We start from the raw sequence: 15,495 nt of genomic DNA on the forward strand, positions 1-15,495 counted from the left end.
CAAACCTAAAAATCAAGCAGAGGGGCAGCTGTGAGTGATCGGCCCCACCTCCCTGATTTAACCCCCTTTCGGGGAGCTTTATGCGAATGGCGTCGTCAAGCCGGTTTAGCGACCGCTGGCGAGGTCTTTGGTGGTCGCTTCCAAGGTACCAAGACGGAGGTGAAAGGGGGGGGTTAGAAACGTACCCCTCAGCTGTCTTGAGGGGACCGCCCGCAAATTTTCCGCCGAAAGTGCCGCCGGCAATATTGCGCCAAGCGTCTGGCTTGCTGCTATGTTTACTGTGTCTCTAGTCGCTGCAGATTTACCAAGTTGTTTCGATCGGAGAACCTCTGGAGCCGAGTGGCATTTGTCGACCCCGGCCTCCAAATGGGTCCTAGGAGTTACCACACAAAATCATCAGAGTACGCGCACTGGAAATGGGCTCCGAGGCCTGTCAGACGCTCGCATGTTCCAGTGGATTTGGGCCTGTAGGGGCGGAGCCGGAGAGCAAGCGAGCTGATGATCGCGTTTGCCCTTGGGTGGAAAGGCAGGCCTGTCGTTCGAGCATTGACCCCTTCGGGCTTTTACGCGTTTGTGGGTCGCTGATATGCCTTCAGACATGAATAACAAAGAGACCACATCTGCCCTCTTCACGGCGTTGGTCGGCTTGGGCAGCTCCGCTGCGCTCGCTGCGCTGGCGCTTGGCTCAGAGCACCCATATCGGGCAGCACTGCTCATTCTCGGCAGCGCTTTTTGCCTTGCCGGACTGATCGGGCTGGTGCTGCCTCTTTTCCTTTCCTCAAAGGCGGTGACCGCGCACGTCCCGGATGCGGCTTCGCCGACGCCCCCCGCGCCTCTGGCGCCAACCCACCTGCGTCTTTCAGACTTCGCCTTGGCGTCCCTTGGGAAGGACGTGTCATTGCCGGACAGAATAACTCCAGCCTTCTTGTTCGCTCAGTGCACCGGCAAGACCGATATTCAATGTGAGGGCGCAGTCGCCGTTTACGTGGGCAAGCGGCTAAGGGTCAGCGGCCCCATTCTCGCCGCGTCAAGGGTGGGCGCGAGCACCACAGTAACGATTCATCCGGTTCTCGGTGTCGACGGTCGACAGGACATCTACATGGTATTCGAACAAGACCACGAGGAAATCAGCGTCATGCAGGTTGGTGACGTGCTGACGGCTACCGGTCGGATTACCCAGCTCAATTCATCGGGCATGAAGCTGGCCGACTGCCGACTTGTCTCTTAGGCTATCCGGTAACTTTCGGTGTGACCGGTTTGGGTCGAATGCGGACATTCGCGAAAAGCGAAGGTGAACGCCGGACAATAGGCATACTTGTGGACTAGCTGCACCGCTGATTACAAAGCGGTATGAGCTACGCCAGCGTTATCGCAGACCTAAAGGCACTCAACAGAATTGAGATTCTCGGCGTCGATGCGGCGGCGCACGTCGATCACATGGATGCCGAGTCTGACCGCTCGACATTAATCCTCATGGCGGCCTCTACAGAGGGACTCCTAGTCGGTCGCCTGAAGGAAATGATGCCCGGTATCAACGCTGAAGAGCGGAACCGCATTTTCGGCTTCGAAGGCCCATGCGGCAGCTTCTCCAACCGCATTCGCATTGCGCAGGCCTTGGGGATCGTTGACCGGTCCACGAAAAAGAAATTGGAGGTCATAAAAGAGATGCGAAACGCTGCCGCGCATAGCTTCGCGCAGCTCACATTTTCGACCGCAGAAATAGTCGAAGGAGTCGCCTACCTTTTCCCCCAACAGTACCGCGAGGCATCGCTAGCTTGGCCCAACGAGATTCGAAAGGCAGCCTTCATGGGAGCCGCAAGTCGGGTCGGGCAGCAGATCGCTAACGTCGAAGCCGATTGGGAACAACTTTACAAACTTCTGAATCTTCCGCCGCATTAGCAGACGCACGGCTAATGTCAGTTTTTGGATAGAAAGTGGACATGAGCCGAATTTGATCTTGCACCCGAGTGCCTAATTGACCATCTTCCTAGGCATTGTGCAGCCGAAAGCGTGCGGGGACCACCAGGGTGGCTGCTTAAAAACCCCGAAGTGTCCCTAGACCGCTGGTCTCATGCGCGGCGTTCGGCTCATCAAGAGACCCGCGCACGATAACGAGGAGGAGCTAAATGCAGCTCACCTTCGCCATCGAGACTAGCCGGCCATGCGGGGCATCCTTCCGCTTGGCCTTGGGAATTTTTATTCCCTTGGGCCTAGTGGGTGTGGTTCTCAGCCTCTTAGGGCTGTCTTGATGGAAGGGGGCGCTCCGGAAACGGGGCGTCCCTTTCTTTTTATGGGCCTGTTTGAGTCCGCAATGGGTCGAAAGCGGTCATTAGCTACTCCAAACATTACGGGGTGAAAAATGTGACTACCCGTCTGCACTCAAGTTTATTGCGGAGACCGGTACGCGGACATGGTGGTCACCGGGGTCTCTGTACCAGTGCGGCAGGACGGACATTTCGAAACCAATTGGTGCCACAGAATCACTGAATGTCCCCGCTTGCAGTCCCCTTGCAAATTCCTCTGCTAGATCCGCCGGCACGTAAATGTTGAGGATCGCCCCGTCGCCAAGTGGCCTCAGGTAGACTTCGACCCCTTTGCCCATGCTCACCCCCTTTCGCCTTGCCTATTTGGCAATGCAACGAGCATACCGCCCACAATAGCTGCCTGCCATTGGAATTTGCCATAAAGGGAGCGCGTTGTGACCGTAATTCGGGACGTTAGAAACCTAATCTCGCGCTTGGCGCCGCAGGCAATCTGCGACGACTGCATAACCGAGAAACTCGGCCTGACTGTAAGACAGCACGCAAACCACAAGACCCGTGAACTTGCCAATTTCCCCGGCTTTGAGCGGCGAAAAGGCCGCTGTGATTCATGCACCAGTGAGAAACTTGTCATTCGAAAAAGAGACTGATCAGCCCCGCCTCAGTACCACTTCGAAATGACCGAGGTCGGCTGCGTCAAATTCGGTGATCTGCCAGTAGGTCCCGGCCCGGGCACCTTCTACAATCCAGGGCTGAGCTGATCCGTAGCCCTGCCCGGGAATCCCACTGACAATAACCACGTCGACCTTCCCGCCGAACTCCTGCTTCGCCCTTTCAAGATGCCGGATGCGCTTCTGGTTGCCCGGCTTCGATGCCCATTTCGCCGGCGGATCTGCATGGATGCGCGTATTCATCCACATCAAGCCGTTCCTCACGCCCATTTCCTTTGTCCAAAGTGAGATGCAGATGCCGTCTGGCTTCTCTGCACTCCAATCCTGGCGCGGAACTTCCAATTCGTACCCCAGCTCGTTGAATGCCTCCCCAAACTTCATGCACTTCCTCCACTTCCCCGGGCTTTGCACGAGCCTTGAGTTGCATCTTTCCAAAAGGCAGATCGGCTTTCCATTCCTAATCTCCGCTTCCCACCCATGCGGACGTTAGCCGCCGCTTGCAGAATATAGAGATGGATCATTCGGAAGAGCGGCGATGCTAACTGAGATTCTTCCGCGATTGAAACGGCTGCTCGGCTCATTTTGGCACCTTCGAAGATATAAAGTGCGCCTTCGCGTTCGCCTTGGGAAGTCGCCGACCAGTGATGACAAGTCGCTCACATTCCTATTCGCGGGCCGTCCCGCCACTATCAGCCCCCAAGATAAGGACCACGTACTCCGGGATACAAAGTGGCTCGTGTTCTCGGCAAAGGGTTTTAGATCCGAGAACGCTGCGTCCGTATACGGGAGCCGCTTGCGCGCACTCCTTGAAATAGCCGGCGTGTCTGTGCGTCTCGGCATAGACGTTGGCGACGACAAACCAACTGGATGGATGAATGAAAAGTGGGCCCGCACTGAGGGCTTCATCCAGCCCCATGAGCGATTGCTGCCAAACGTTCACGGATTGATGGTCATCGAGGACGATGCCTTTACGAAGTTCCCAATTATGGCTTTTCAAGGTGTCGTGACGGCGGACCCGAACGCGCTAATCCAGGCACTGATCGACCTTGATCGATCGCCAGTCTCGACCGTGGCGATGGCGCCCTCGGCGCTTCGTATCATGAACCTCGCCCTCGCGAGCCCGGAGCCACTCAGCCAAATTGTACTAGCCTTCTCTGCCATTGAGGAACTCGGTCAGAATGAGACTTCGACTCCAGCCCAGAGTGCGTTGCTGCACGAACTCGCTGTCGAAGTAGGAAAGGGTTTTGGTCATGTCACGATAACCGGCGCGGAGCGTCAAGAGGTAGCTGCATCCATTGGCCGTAGCTTGCACAAACTGGGGCTTCGGCAAGGCGTCGTGCGAGTTCTGCGTTCCTACGGCATGAACAGCGAGGTCAAGGAATGGGACCGGCTTTATGCACTTCTTAGTGGCCACTTTCACGGAACCGCACGGCTATCCGAGCAAGACGAAGCTCGGTTGGCGTTTGACAGTCAAACGATCTGCGGCCGCATAATCCTGACGATCGCGAAGAAGGAGGGCGTGTCATTGCCATCCATCACAGCAACGCATTTCGGCCCAGTCTAACGCGATCTAGACACGTTTGTGCTTCGTCGCATTGCTGACATGAGTTCCGTCGGGTTCGTCCGATTGGCAATTATCAGTGGCACAACGTACTGCTACCACTTTCAAATGCTGGATGACTCCGTATGTTAAATCCGGTTTACGGGGGGTAGCGTAATTTGTCCGATAATGATCTCGATCAGGCATTCGAGTCATTCCTCGAAGAGCTGCAGTTCGCCCAGCAAGCGGAGGGGGAGAGCCCCAAGGCAGCCTTCTTCCGCATGTACGCCGATCTTGCAGCAGAGAATGGCGATTCAATCGATCTTATCCACACGCCCGCAAAGAAGGAGGGTCAGGGCAGCTACAGGATCGATGGTTCGGCATTCGATGCCGAGCGCGGCGTCCTTTACTTGGCCGTTTGCGACTTCAGGGAAGGCAGCGCTCTCGAAACCCTCAATGCCTCGCACATCGAGACGCTGACGCAACGGGTTCGCAGGTTCGTCGAACTGGCGTTGGATGAAGCCTTTCTTGAACGGTTCAGCAAAAGTGATCCCGAGTTCGAGGCGGGCTATCCGCTAGCCTTCCAAGCAGCGGCGGTGCGCAGAATCCGGGTCATTCTCTTTTCCAACGCACGCCTTGCTACCCGGCGCCCTCCCGAACCTGCGCCGGAAATCGGCGGAAGGCCGGTTGTGTACAACTTTCTCGATTTTGCCCGCTACGCAGACATACTCCGGTCGCGAAGCAGCCCCGAGCCTATCGAGGTGGACCTCATTGCTCTAAATGGAACTCCTGTTCCGTGCCTCCCGGCTTTCAATGATGCTGACGACTATCAGTCGTACTTGGTGGCGCTGCCCGGAAAACTCCTCGCCGACATTTACGGCCTCTACGGAGCTCGGCTGCTCGAACAGAATGTCCGTACGTTCCTGCAGGCAAAGACCAAAGTAAACAAAGGCATCCTGGCTACGCTGAAGGAAACGCCGGAGATGTTCTTCGCTTACAACAATGGACTGACTGCCACAGCGTCCGGGGTTCGTACGGCATCCATGCCGGACGGGTCCATGGCCATCGCGGCAATCGACAACCTCCAGATTGTCAACGGCGGCCAGACGACCGCCTCGATACTCTATGCACGTGACCGGTCTGCTTCAGAGCTTGATCGCGTATATGTGCAAATGAAGCTTTCAGTCGTCAGGCCCGAGCTCGTCGAGGATATCGTCCCAAAGATTTCCCGGTTCGCGAACACGCAGAACAAGGTCAACGAAGCCGATTTCTTCGCGAGCCACAAATTCCACGTCACGATGCAACAGATTTCCAGGCGTCTTATGGCCCCGCCAAGACCCGGCATGACCGGTGGCTCGAAGTGGTTCTACGAACGCGCACGAGGACAGTACCGGGACGGAAAAGCCTACGGGACATTAAGGGAAAAGCAGCGCTTCGAAGCGGAATTCCCGCCTGCGCAGCTCATTGACAAGACGGATCTTGCCAAGTTCGAGACCACCTATGCATGCCTGCCGCACATAGTTTGCCTGGGGGGGCAGAAATGCTTCCTGCACTTTGCAGAAAAGATCGAAGCGGAGTGGCTGACATCCGAGCTTTCCTTCAACGACGACTGGTACCGGGCCGTTGCTGCGAAGGCGCTGCTGTTCCGCTGGACTGACCGGATGATCGGTCAATCCGACTGGTACCGCGAAGATCGAGGGTACAAATCCCAGACTGTGGCGTACACGCTCGCGAGGCTCGTCAGCCACGTGAAAAAGTCGGGCAAAGCCGGTCTCAATCTGCAGATCATCTGGAATTCGCAGGATATACCGGAAGAGATTTGCGAAGCCCTGCGCCAGCTCGCCCCGCAGATTTCGAGGGCGATCAAGGACACGCCTGAAACCGTTCGAAATGTCGGAGAGTATTGCAAGAAGCAGGCGTGTTGGAACGCGATCGAACGGATGAGCTTGGAAGTGCCGGAAATTCCCGAGGCGCTGATGCTCGATGTTGAGGAGGCACGCGTCTCTGCGAAGGAAGGACGGGCTGTCCGGCAAATCGACAAGGGCATCGAGCTGGAAGCAAAGGTCCTCGAACTGATTCCCCATGCCCAGGCGCTTCACACGCATGCGACGCGTCTGCAGCTACTGACGCCCCAATCGCGCACGGCGTTGTCCAAGCTGGCTGCCGGTCGATTCCCGCTTCCACATGGCGACCTGCGAGCCATCGGTGACCTGTTCGCTCGCATGTCCGCAGCGGGCTTCGATCCCTCTTCCCTTATTGCAAACCGAGAATCTGCGGACTCTCCAACCTCGAGCTCCATCCGGCTTTCGTCCTCGGCGGTTAGGACCGTGAGGATCTGATGGCGAAATTGCCCAAGTTGTGCGGCGCTAGGCGCGAAGCATGACCGTCGAGGCAGAGTCGGTGCCAGCCGAATGGCAGCGGCATGGTGCTCGTCTGGACATCATTGTTGATGGCGATCCGCAGCAAGCCTCGAGTGAAGAAATATATGCCCTGGTATTCGATAGCTCGGACGCGATCAGGGGCAGAAAGATTTCCATCGCGACTCGGCCGGATGGACTCTCATTTTCGCGGTACCCCGCGGCGCTCGCGGTAGCAGTCGTATCGGCAGAGTCCGGCATGGGGGGTCTCGCCTGCGCCGTACGCGCGGAAGCCGGCGGCGTGGCCGTCGATATTTCACTCGAGGATTCGGCACCTGACCACTGCATTATCGGTGACCGTTGGTTTCCGCTGGCCACGGGTGCGCGTGAATCCGTTCGGATAACTTTGAAGTCGGCAGGCATACTCGAACCGGGGCCACTTTCCCTCAAGCAGTATCTCGAGCTTCGAAAGATCAGCGCAGTGCTTCCGGGCTTTTGCGACACTATCCCGCAAGGTGACATCAAGGCAGACTTCACGTCCGACCGCGAGCCTGCTGAACTCGTATCGTTCCGCGGTAATCTGTACCCCTATCAGCGGGACGGATGGCAATGGCTCACTTACATTTGGAGCGAGCGGCTGGGCGCAATTCTCGCTGACGAGATGGGACTCGGCAAAACTATCCAATTGATCGCGCTTCTGGCATCGCCCGAGCGTGACGAGGCAGCTCCATCACTGGTCGTAGGTCCTGCTACTCTGATGGAGAACTGGCGCCGCGAAATCGACAGGTTCGCGCCAGGTTTAAAGACAGTAATCCATCAGGGAGCGCGCCGGACGGGTGACTATCGCGCATTACTGCCATTCGATGTGGTCATCACGTCCTATGACACTGTCGTTCGTGACGGAAGCATGTTTCATATGGTCGACTGGCGCATCGTCATTCTGGATGAAGCACAGGCCATCAAGAATCCGGACACGGCTCGCGCCAAGGCGGTGAAGGAGCTCCGCAGGCGATGCGGCATTGCCGTAACCGGAACGCCGGTTGAAAATCGACTCAGTGACCTGTGGTCGCTTTGCGACTTCGCCCTGCCTGGGCTGCTCGGCGACCTTGAATCCTTCGAGCTGAACTTCCCTGACGATAGACTGGGGGCTGCGGCGCTCGAGCCGCTCACCTCGCCAATCATGCTCCGGCGGCGAGTGGCGGAGGTGGCCAAGGACCTACCCGACCGCATCGACATTCCGCAGGTTTTGCTTTTGTCGGACGACGAGGCGGCGGAGTACGAACGCGTCAGGCTTGAGACAATCGCAGAATATCCTCAAGCCGCGAGCCTCGTCGCGCTGACGCGATTGCGAATGTTCTGCGCACATCCTGGATTGCTCGACGATGTTCCGATCAGCGTTGCAGCAGGCCTGCAGTTTACCAAGCTCCAGCGGTTGTTCGAGATTGTGGATGAGGTCTTCAGTGCACGGGAAAAGATCCTCGTATTCACGTCCTACAACAGGATGGCGGACCTCATCGTCCGCGTGGTTCGGGAGCGCTATGGCAACTACGCCGCGGTCATCAACGGCGAAACGCCAATCGATCAGCGGCAGTCTGTAGTTGACCGATTCACTCAGGAGACCGGCGCAGCCCTGCTCGCCCTCAATCCGAAGGCAGCTGGAACGGGGCTCAACATAACCGCCGCGACGCACGTCGTTCATTACAATCTGGAATGGAATCCAGCAGTTGAAGACCAAGCGTCCGCGCGGGCTCACCGGCGCGGACAGGATCGGCCGGTCACGGTTCATCGTCTCTATTTTGCCGACAGTGTGGAGGAGACTGTCAACGACCGTCTCGATCGCAAGCGCGACCTTTCGGAGACTGCGGTCGTCGGTGTCGATGGCAAGGAGGAAACGATTGCCGACATTTCCAAGGCGCTGCAGATGAGCCCGGTCAGAAAGGTGGCGCTGTGATCAGCGCGATTTCGAAGGTCCTGAGTGCGAACGACACTGGCGAGACCGGGGCGCACCAAGCCGGCATACTCGTGCCGAAGGATCCGACGATCCTGAGCTTCTTTCCGACCCTCCCAACCGACGTCAAGAATCCGAGAATTCACCTGTATTTTCGCGATGACGAAGGCAGCCAGTGGGAGTTCGCCTTTATTTATTACAACAACCGGCAGTTCGGTGGCACGCGGAACGAATACCGGCTCACCCGAATGACACCGTTCATCAACAGCAACGGGCTGCATGAGGGTGACGAACTGATCCTCGAAAAGCACGATGGAGGAGTTCGGACCGTCCGGTTCAAGCGGCGCCATACTCCCGTGGTAACTGACGGCGTGCTCACACTCGGAACGGCTTGGAAGGTCGTCGGAATTGAAAAGTAGGAAGAATGCGTCATGACGATTGAAACGGTCGATACCCCTCCCGATCCCGAACGGATGATCGAGGGCCTCCGCGACACCGGCTACAAGTTCAACACTGCCATTGCCGACATCATCGACAACTCGATTGCCGCCCGTGCGACAGTCGTCGATCTCCAGATCCTCATGGATTTGCGGAACAACATCCGCATCTCGATCGCCGATAACGGCGAGGGAATGGATCGGGATGGCCTGATCAACGCCATGACATACGGTTCAAGGCGCCGGTCCGATCCTGCAAGCCTCGGTAAGTTCGGGCTGGGGCTGAAGACAGCATCGACAGCTTTCTCGAAGCGACTCTCGGTCATCTCCCGCGCAGGTGCGTCCGAGCCGTTGCTTGAGGCTACTTGGGACCTCAAGCATGTGGCGGACAAAGGTTGGGAGCTGCTTCTCAACGACGAGCCGGATGAGGAAGCAATCGACCACCTGAACACCGTCGCGCCGAAGTCGTCGGGAACGGTGGTTCTGTGGACTGACGTAGACCGCCTGATCAAGGACTATGTCACTCCGGGCGGGAATGCCGCGCAGAACGCCCTGAACCGTGCAATTGCTGGTTTGCGGAGCCATCTCAGCATGGTTTTCCAGAGATTCCTCGACCATTTGGACAGCCGCGCGCGCGATGTTGAAATCAGGGTCAACGGCGAGAAGATCCTTCCTTGGGATCCCTTCTGCACCGACGTCGCCGACAAGGTAGGCGACGACAAGGTCAAGGTCGCGATCGGTGATGCCAAGGAGGCCGAGTTCCAGTTGCGGGCCTACATCCTCCCCCGAAAGGAGGAATTCACTACCGACGCGGCCCTGAAGCAATCCCGCCTCGGCAACGACACGCAGGGAATCTACATCTACCGCGAAAACCGCCTGATCCAGGACGCGACGTGGCTCAGCATGTATTCGAAAGAGCCGCACGGCTCGCTGCTGCGGGTGGAGTTCTCATTCACCCACGAGCTCGATGAGGTTTTCGATATCGATTTCAAAAAGTCGCAGATCAGCCTCAACGAAGACCTATGGCTTCATATCAGGGACCGCTTCCTCACCGCTCCGCGCCGCGAGGCTAACAACCGCTATCGCCAGGGCAAGCGTAGCGAGGCCCGCAAGAAGGCTGCCGGCTACCACGACTCGTCAAATCGCAATATCGGCTCGAAGGAGGACGAAATCGGCGGCGCCAATGTAAACGTAGAAAATCCCAACACGGGCATGTCCCAGCTGACTAACCGCAACGGCACTTTCAGGATCAAGCTCAAAGTCGGGCACGCCCAGAAGCCGGGCGAGCTATTCGTCCAGCCGGTTGATCAGCTTGACGACAATGCGCTGTTCGAACCGACGATCATAGATGGGCACAAGGCGGTGCGGATCAACACGTCCCACCCATACTACCACAAGGTCTATGTCCCCAACCTGGCACAGGGGGTTACCATTCAAGGAATGGATTCGCTGTTGTGGGGACTTTGCATTGCCGAACTGAGCACCATCAGCGACAGTACGGCGCAGCATTTCGAAGAGATGCGTTTCGAAGTCTCGCGTATTCTTCGCAAGCTGGTCGAGGATCTGCCGGAACCGGACCTAGAGGATGTGGCAGCCTGATCACGAGCTGCTCGCGAGGCAGCTCACCGATCATTTCGGCATTGCCCTAGAAAGCCGGCCTCTCCCTGCTTCAGGGAGCTATCCATCTTTCGAACTGGTTCCGACCGACTGTGCTCCAAGCGACGCATTCCGGCTAGTCATTCGCATCAAATGGCGCAGCCTCGAAATGCAGTTCGAACCGGGGGCCTTTGCTGGGGAATTGGTCAGTCAGATGGGGACCGCGGGGCCAGAGCGCGTCGACCTGTTCCGGCATCTCGCCGAGAAATGTACCGCCCAACGGGCCAAGGTTTCGATGCAGGTTGACGGCAATTCCGTTGCGCCTGATGCCCCCGAGTCGTGGCCAGAGAATTGGCGACGGGTCGAGATCGGACTTTCCAAGTCGCCTGCCATGGTCAACACAGAAAGCTCCGAGGACAACAATGCGGAGCTGCAGCTGTGGACCCGCCGTTTCACCGGGCTGGTGTTTGCGCTGGTACCGGTCGAGGAAACATCTCAGAGCCTCATTGAGAACGCCGAGGGTCTACCCGAAGGGTCGGTCCTGCGCGTCGAGGTCAACCGTTACGAGCGAAGCCGGATCAACAGGGCGGCATGCATCGAGATTCACGGAGCCGTGTGCAAGGCTTGCGATTTCAGCTTCGCAGAAGCCTACGGGCCCGTCGGCGAGGGGTTTATCCATGTCCACCACGTCACGCCGGTCTCGATGCTTGGTCCGGATTACACGGTGAACCCATGCACGGACTTGGTTCCACTCTGCGCAAACTGCCACGCCATCGCGCACCGGAGAACGCCGCCATTCACTCTCGATGAAATCCGGGCATTGCGACAGGGCGGCTAGCCCCGCCCCGACGCCCTGTTGCCACTGATTTCTCCAGTCCACTCATCGCAGCGGAGCCAGCGGTCGAGGGCGGCCAGCAGAGCGGCATCCGCCAGTCTGGTCCGGCCCGTGAGAGCGCACTCCCATACCATTAGTTGCCGCCAGCCAAGTTGCTCGAGTTTGGCTCTGACGACGGTGTCGCGACGGCGGTTGGTTTCGAGCTTGCTTGCCCACTCTTCGGCGTTCGTCGCCGGCAGGCGAAACCGATGGCAGCCATGGCTGTGCCAAAAGCATCCGTGAACATGGATTACCGCCCGCCATCGCTTCAACACGAGATCGGGTTTGCCTGGAAGATCCGGACGATGGAGCCGGAATCGGAAACCTGCCCTATGAAGCAGTCGGCGTAGAATCATTTCCGGCTGCGTATTTTTTGCCCGGATGCCCGACATCATCAGGCTGCGCTTCTCGGCGGAGACTATGTCAGCCAATCTTGGCGCGAGTCCCTAGCCGTGCCCCGCCCCTAGCCGTGTCCCGCGCCAGCATTTTTGTGAGCGCAGGTTCCATGTACTTCGCAACCGCCTCAACCACCGGCACCACGACTGCGTTGCCGAACTGACGGTAGGCCTGCGTATCCGAGACCGGGATTTCCCACCTGCGATCGCCGCGGTCGAATCCCATCAGCCTGGCACATTCTGTGGGAGTGAGTCGGCGCGGCCGGGTGCCACGTTGCGCGACGAGGATCTCGGACCCATCCTTGTGATACCGAGCCGACAGGGTCCGGGCGATGTCATCCTTTCCAAAGAGACTGAAACCGAACCCGTTGCCGGCTGTCTCGTGCTTCCTGCGATAGTCCTGCAGATACTCCCAGAGCCTCGGCGTCAGCGTATATTTTGAATCAACCTCGTTGTGTGACTGCAGGACAGCGCCGAGCCTTGGCCATTCCAGTTCGGGGGGCAGCATCCTGTCAAAATCATCGAAGCTGAACCCGACGTCGTCGCGGAAACCCGCAATGAATATTCGCTCCCGCTTCTGCGGGACCCATGGAGCCGCGCTGATCACCCGAAAGCTGATCGCATAGCCAAGGTCCTCCTTGAGCGTTTTGCGAATAACCTCAAAGGTACGGCCCTTGTCATGACGTTTGAGGTGTTTGACGTTTTCGAGGAGGAATGCTGCCGGCCGGTGGTAGCGGAGGATGCGCTCAATCTCGAAGAAGAGGTTTCCCTGCTTGATGTCATCGAAGCCGTGCTTCCGGCCAAGCGAGTTTTTCTTGGACACCCCCGCCAGCGAAAAAGGCTGGCAAGGAAAGCCGGCAAGAAGAACATCATGTCCCGGGATCAGGGAAGGATCCGCACCGTAGGGAGCAATATCGCCGACCATCATGTGGTCATCACCATCCGGAAAGTTTCGCGAATAGGTTTTTTGCGACCATCGGTCCCATTCGCTGGTAAAAACGCATTTTCCTCCGATCGCCTCGAAGCCAAGCCGCAAGCCCCCGATACCCGCGAAAAGATCGATAAACCTGAAGTTCGCGCGCGGCTGGTGCCTCACGCGTCTGGACGCGAGGTCTTGGAGTCGTTCGGTTACCAGCTTTGGCACCGGTATGTCGCCCTTGATGAAACGCTTGATATGTCGTTGCGAGTAGCCGAGCTCGGCAGCGGCTTCCTTCAGGCTCAATCCGGATCTGCGAAGCTCCGCTTCAAACCCGCTGGTCATTCCATGCATGTTTTGTTTTATCCGGATTTTCTATCTGGGTCATTTATGGACACTCTGTCGATTTCATTCCCAGGACGCAACCTAAATTGAGATGGATCGAAGTCCAGGCAAAGGTGGGCGACGACGAGATTGCTATCGGTCAAATCCACCAGGATTTGGCGTGCTGCGAACGAAAATTTCAGCGAATGGCGGTGAAAGCGCTCTTAGCTCAGCTTCCCGGGCCGAGAAAGTAGCGATATCGGGGCTGTCGTTGAGTCCAGCGCGGTTTCGAGCGAAGCGTGATTGCTTGGCGATTGCTGAGGCTCGACCGCGTAGTTGATCTACATGGCCAAGTATTTGAAAACTATGGAGCGGGCGAAGGGATTCGAACCCTCGACCCCAACCTTGGCAAGGTTGTGCTCTACCCCTGAGCTACGCCCGCTCTGGCGCTAAGCCGGAGGGCCGGCACGCTTCATGCGTGCTGCTCAACGGCTAGGGTGGAGCGGGCGCCTAGCATTGCCTCTTGGGTCACGCAACCCCAAAGCCGCGCCTTGCCGCGCTCCTCACCGAAGCCCATATGCGAAGACCATCGACGAGGAGTATTCCGTGGCGACACTGGGCGTGACCGAGGACGAACGCACGGCGATCGAGCGCTTCCAGCGCCAGGTGATCGAACCGTCGATGTCGAGCCTGGTCATCCTCGACTTCTGGGCGGAGTGGTGCGGGCCCTGCAAGCAGCTCGGGCCGATCCTCGACAAGGTCGCGGCCGAATATGCGGACAAGGGCGTGATCCTGGCCAAGATCGACGTGGACCAGGACAAGCTGATTGCCGCCCAGTTTCGAGTACAGTCGATTCCGACGGTCTATGCCCTATTCCAGGGCCAGCCGGTCGCCGATCTCACTAACTATCGTTCGGAAGGCCAGCTCAGGAAGGTCCTCGACCAGCTGCTGGCCCAGCTGCCGGTAAAGGGCGAAGCCCAAAACCTAGCGGACCAAGTCGAGCCGTTGATTGCCATGGCCGAGGAGATATTGGCAGACGGCGACCCGTCCCGCGCGGAGAATGTTTTCAGCCAGATACGCGAGATGGACGCCGCAAACCCGGTCGTGCTTGGCGGCCTCGCGCGGGCGATGATCGCAGGCGGCAAAGCGGACGAGGCCCGGAGCCTGCTGGATTCGCTCGGCGATGAGCAAAGAAAGCATCCGGCGGTTTCGCGGGCTCTGGCCATGCTGGAAATTGCGGCGGCACCGGCGGCCGATGTGTCGGCCGAGGAGGCGCGACTCGCCGCCAACCCCGATGACCATGAGGCCCGCTTCGCCATTGCCCAGGCGCGAATGGCGGCCGGCGATCGCGATGCCGCCGCCAATGCATTGCTGGATCTGATCTCGCGCGACCGGGATTGGAACGACGGAGCGGCCCGGGCCCGATTGCTCCAGATATTGGAGGCGGCCGGCCTCGAGGATCCCTGGGCCCGGGTGCAACGTCGCCGGCTGTCGGCCCTGCTGTTCACATGATGGGCGCCAATCCAGCTCGGATCCCCCTGTTCCCGCTGGCCGGTGCGATCCTGCTTCCGAGGGCGCAGCTTCCCCTCCACATTTTCGAGCCACGCTATCGCGAGATGGTCCGCGATGCCTTGGCGGGTGCGGGGCGGATTGGCATGATCCAGCCGCGGAACGGCTCACTGGAGGGCGAGCTGATCGAGCCGGTCGAGCTGTTCCACACCGGCTGCCTGGGGGAAATCGTCGCCGCCGAGGAGCTGGATGATGGGCGATTCAACATTGTGCTGCATGGCTCAAGCCGCTTTCGCCTGATCGCCGAGCGGGACCTCGGTACCTCCTATCGCCAGGCCGATGTCGACCTCGCCGCATTCGACGATTCGGAGCCGCCGCCGCTCGGCCTTGCCCAGCGCGCCGAAGTCGAGCGAGAGGCGAGGCGGTTCGGCGACGCGCTCGGCCTGGCCGTCGATTGGAACGCGGTCGGCCAGCTCGACGATGAGATGCTGGTCAATGCGATTGCCCAGGTCGCGCCGTTCGACGTCGGCGCCAAACAGGCCCTTCTGGAAGAGCAGACGTTGGCCGGCCGAGCCGACCTGGTGGTGCAGTTGATGCAATTCCAGCGCCTCGCGCCGGGCGGCGCAGATGTCGGGCAGACGCTGCAGTAAGCCTCGGCATGGGCTTC

The 15,495-nt window shown here is 58.6% G+C and carries 13 protein-coding genes and 1 tRNA gene; 10 read left to right on the forward strand and 4 right to left on the reverse strand.

What is annotated here, in order from left to right; genetic code table 11:
- The first annotated feature begins 598 nt into the window (after positions 1–598).
- Both LZ518_RS10555 and LZ518_RS10560 read left to right on the forward strand, forming a co-directional pair.
- Positions 599–1,228 (forward strand): hypothetical protein, encoded by a 630-nt coding sequence (locus tag LZ518_RS10555; RefSeq protein WP_249915949.1) that lies wholly within the window; start codon positions 599–601, stop codon positions 1,226–1,228.
- A 122-nt stretch (positions 1,229–1,350) separates the two neighbouring features.
- Complete coding sequence (locus LZ518_RS10560) at positions 1,351–1,899, forward strand: DUF4145 domain-containing protein (protein WP_249915950.1); 549 nt, start codon at positions 1,351–1,353, stop codon at positions 1,897–1,899.
- Positions 1,900–2,911: 1,012 nt separating this feature from the next.
- Here the strand turns inward: LZ518_RS10560 and LZ518_RS10565 are convergent.
- The gene (locus LZ518_RS10565) at positions 2,912–3,313 is read right to left on the reverse strand and encodes a hypothetical protein (protein WP_249915951.1); all 402 of its coding nucleotides are present in this window, start codon (positions 3,311–3,313) and stop codon (positions 2,912–2,914) included.
- Between the two features lie 412 nt (positions 3,314–3,725).
- Here LZ518_RS10565 and LZ518_RS10570 point away from each other — a divergent pair, with 412 nt between their 5' ends.
- The 6 genes from LZ518_RS10570 (at position 3,726) to LZ518_RS10595 (ending at position 11,648) form a co-directional block, all read left to right on the forward strand.
- Positions 3,726–4,496, forward strand: coding sequence for a hypothetical protein (locus LZ518_RS10570; protein WP_249915952.1), 771 nt, complete (start codon positions 3,726–3,728; stop codon positions 4,494–4,496).
- A gap of 155 nt (positions 4,497–4,651) precedes the next feature.
- Positions 4,652–6,811: an AIPR family protein gene (locus LZ518_RS10575; RefSeq protein WP_249915953.1), complete on the forward strand. Its 2,160-nt coding sequence runs from the start codon at positions 4,652–4,654 to the stop codon at positions 6,809–6,811.
- Between the two features lie 40 nt (positions 6,812–6,851).
- Positions 6,852–8,780 carry a DEAD/DEAH box helicase gene (locus LZ518_RS10580; protein ID WP_249915954.1) on the forward strand — a complete coding sequence of 643 codons (1,929 nt, stop codon included), beginning with the start codon at positions 6,852–6,854 and terminating at the stop codon, positions 8,778–8,780.
- Complete coding sequence (locus LZ518_RS10585) at positions 8,777–9,196, forward strand: EcoRII N-terminal effector-binding domain-containing protein (RefSeq protein WP_249915955.1); 420 nt, start codon at positions 8,777–8,779, stop codon at positions 9,194–9,196. Before LZ518_RS10580 ends, LZ518_RS10585 begins: the two co-directional genes overlap by 4 nt.
- Positions 9,197–9,208: 12 nt before the next feature.
- Positions 9,209–10,813, forward strand: coding sequence for an ATP-binding protein (locus tag LZ518_RS10590; RefSeq protein WP_249915956.1), 1,605 nt, complete (start codon positions 9,209–9,211; stop codon positions 10,811–10,813).
- 166 nt (positions 10,814–10,979) lie between these two features.
- Positions 10,980–11,648: an HNH endonuclease gene (locus LZ518_RS10595; protein ID WP_249915957.1), complete on the forward strand. Its 669-nt coding sequence runs from the start codon at positions 10,980–10,982 to the stop codon at positions 11,646–11,648.
- Here the strand turns inward: LZ518_RS10595 and LZ518_RS10600 are convergent.
- From LZ518_RS10600 to LZ518_RS10610, 3 genes are all read right to left on the reverse strand, one after another.
- A complete protein-coding gene (locus tag LZ518_RS10600; RefSeq protein ID WP_348538682.1) occupies positions 11,645–12,079 on the reverse strand; it encodes a very short patch repair endonuclease in 435 nt (144 codons plus the stop codon). The genes LZ518_RS10595 and LZ518_RS10600 overlap by 4 nt on opposite strands.
- A 28-nt stretch (positions 12,080–12,107) precedes the next feature.
- Positions 12,108–13,340: a DNA (cytosine-5-)-methyltransferase gene (dcm, locus tag LZ518_RS10605; protein ID WP_249915958.1), complete on the reverse strand. Its 1,233-nt coding sequence runs from the start codon at positions 13,338–13,340 to the stop codon at positions 12,108–12,110.
- 346 nt (positions 13,341–13,686) lie between these two features.
- Positions 13,687–13,761, reverse strand: a tRNA-Gly gene (locus tag LZ518_RS10610).
- Positions 13,762–13,925: 164 nt separating this feature from the next.
- On the opposite strand from LZ518_RS10610, the gene LZ518_RS10615 reads away from it, so the two are divergent.
- Both LZ518_RS10615 and LZ518_RS10620 read left to right on the forward strand, forming a co-directional pair.
- A complete protein-coding gene (locus LZ518_RS10615) occupies positions 13,926–14,831 on the forward strand; it encodes a tetratricopeptide repeat protein (RefSeq protein WP_249915959.1) in 906 nt (301 codons plus the stop codon).
- Positions 14,828–15,478: an LON peptidase substrate-binding domain-containing protein gene (locus tag LZ518_RS10620; protein ID WP_431358220.1), complete on the forward strand. Its 651-nt coding sequence runs from the start codon at positions 14,828–14,830 to the stop codon at positions 15,476–15,478. The genes LZ518_RS10615 and LZ518_RS10620 overlap by 4 nt, the downstream gene beginning before the upstream one ends.
- The last annotated feature ends 17 nt before the right edge of the window (positions 15,479–15,495 follow it).

Source organism: Sphingomonas brevis, assembly GCF_023516505.1.
Taxonomy (GTDB): domain Bacteria; phylum Pseudomonadota; class Alphaproteobacteria; order Sphingomonadales; family Sphingomonadaceae; genus Sphingomicrobium; species Sphingomicrobium breve.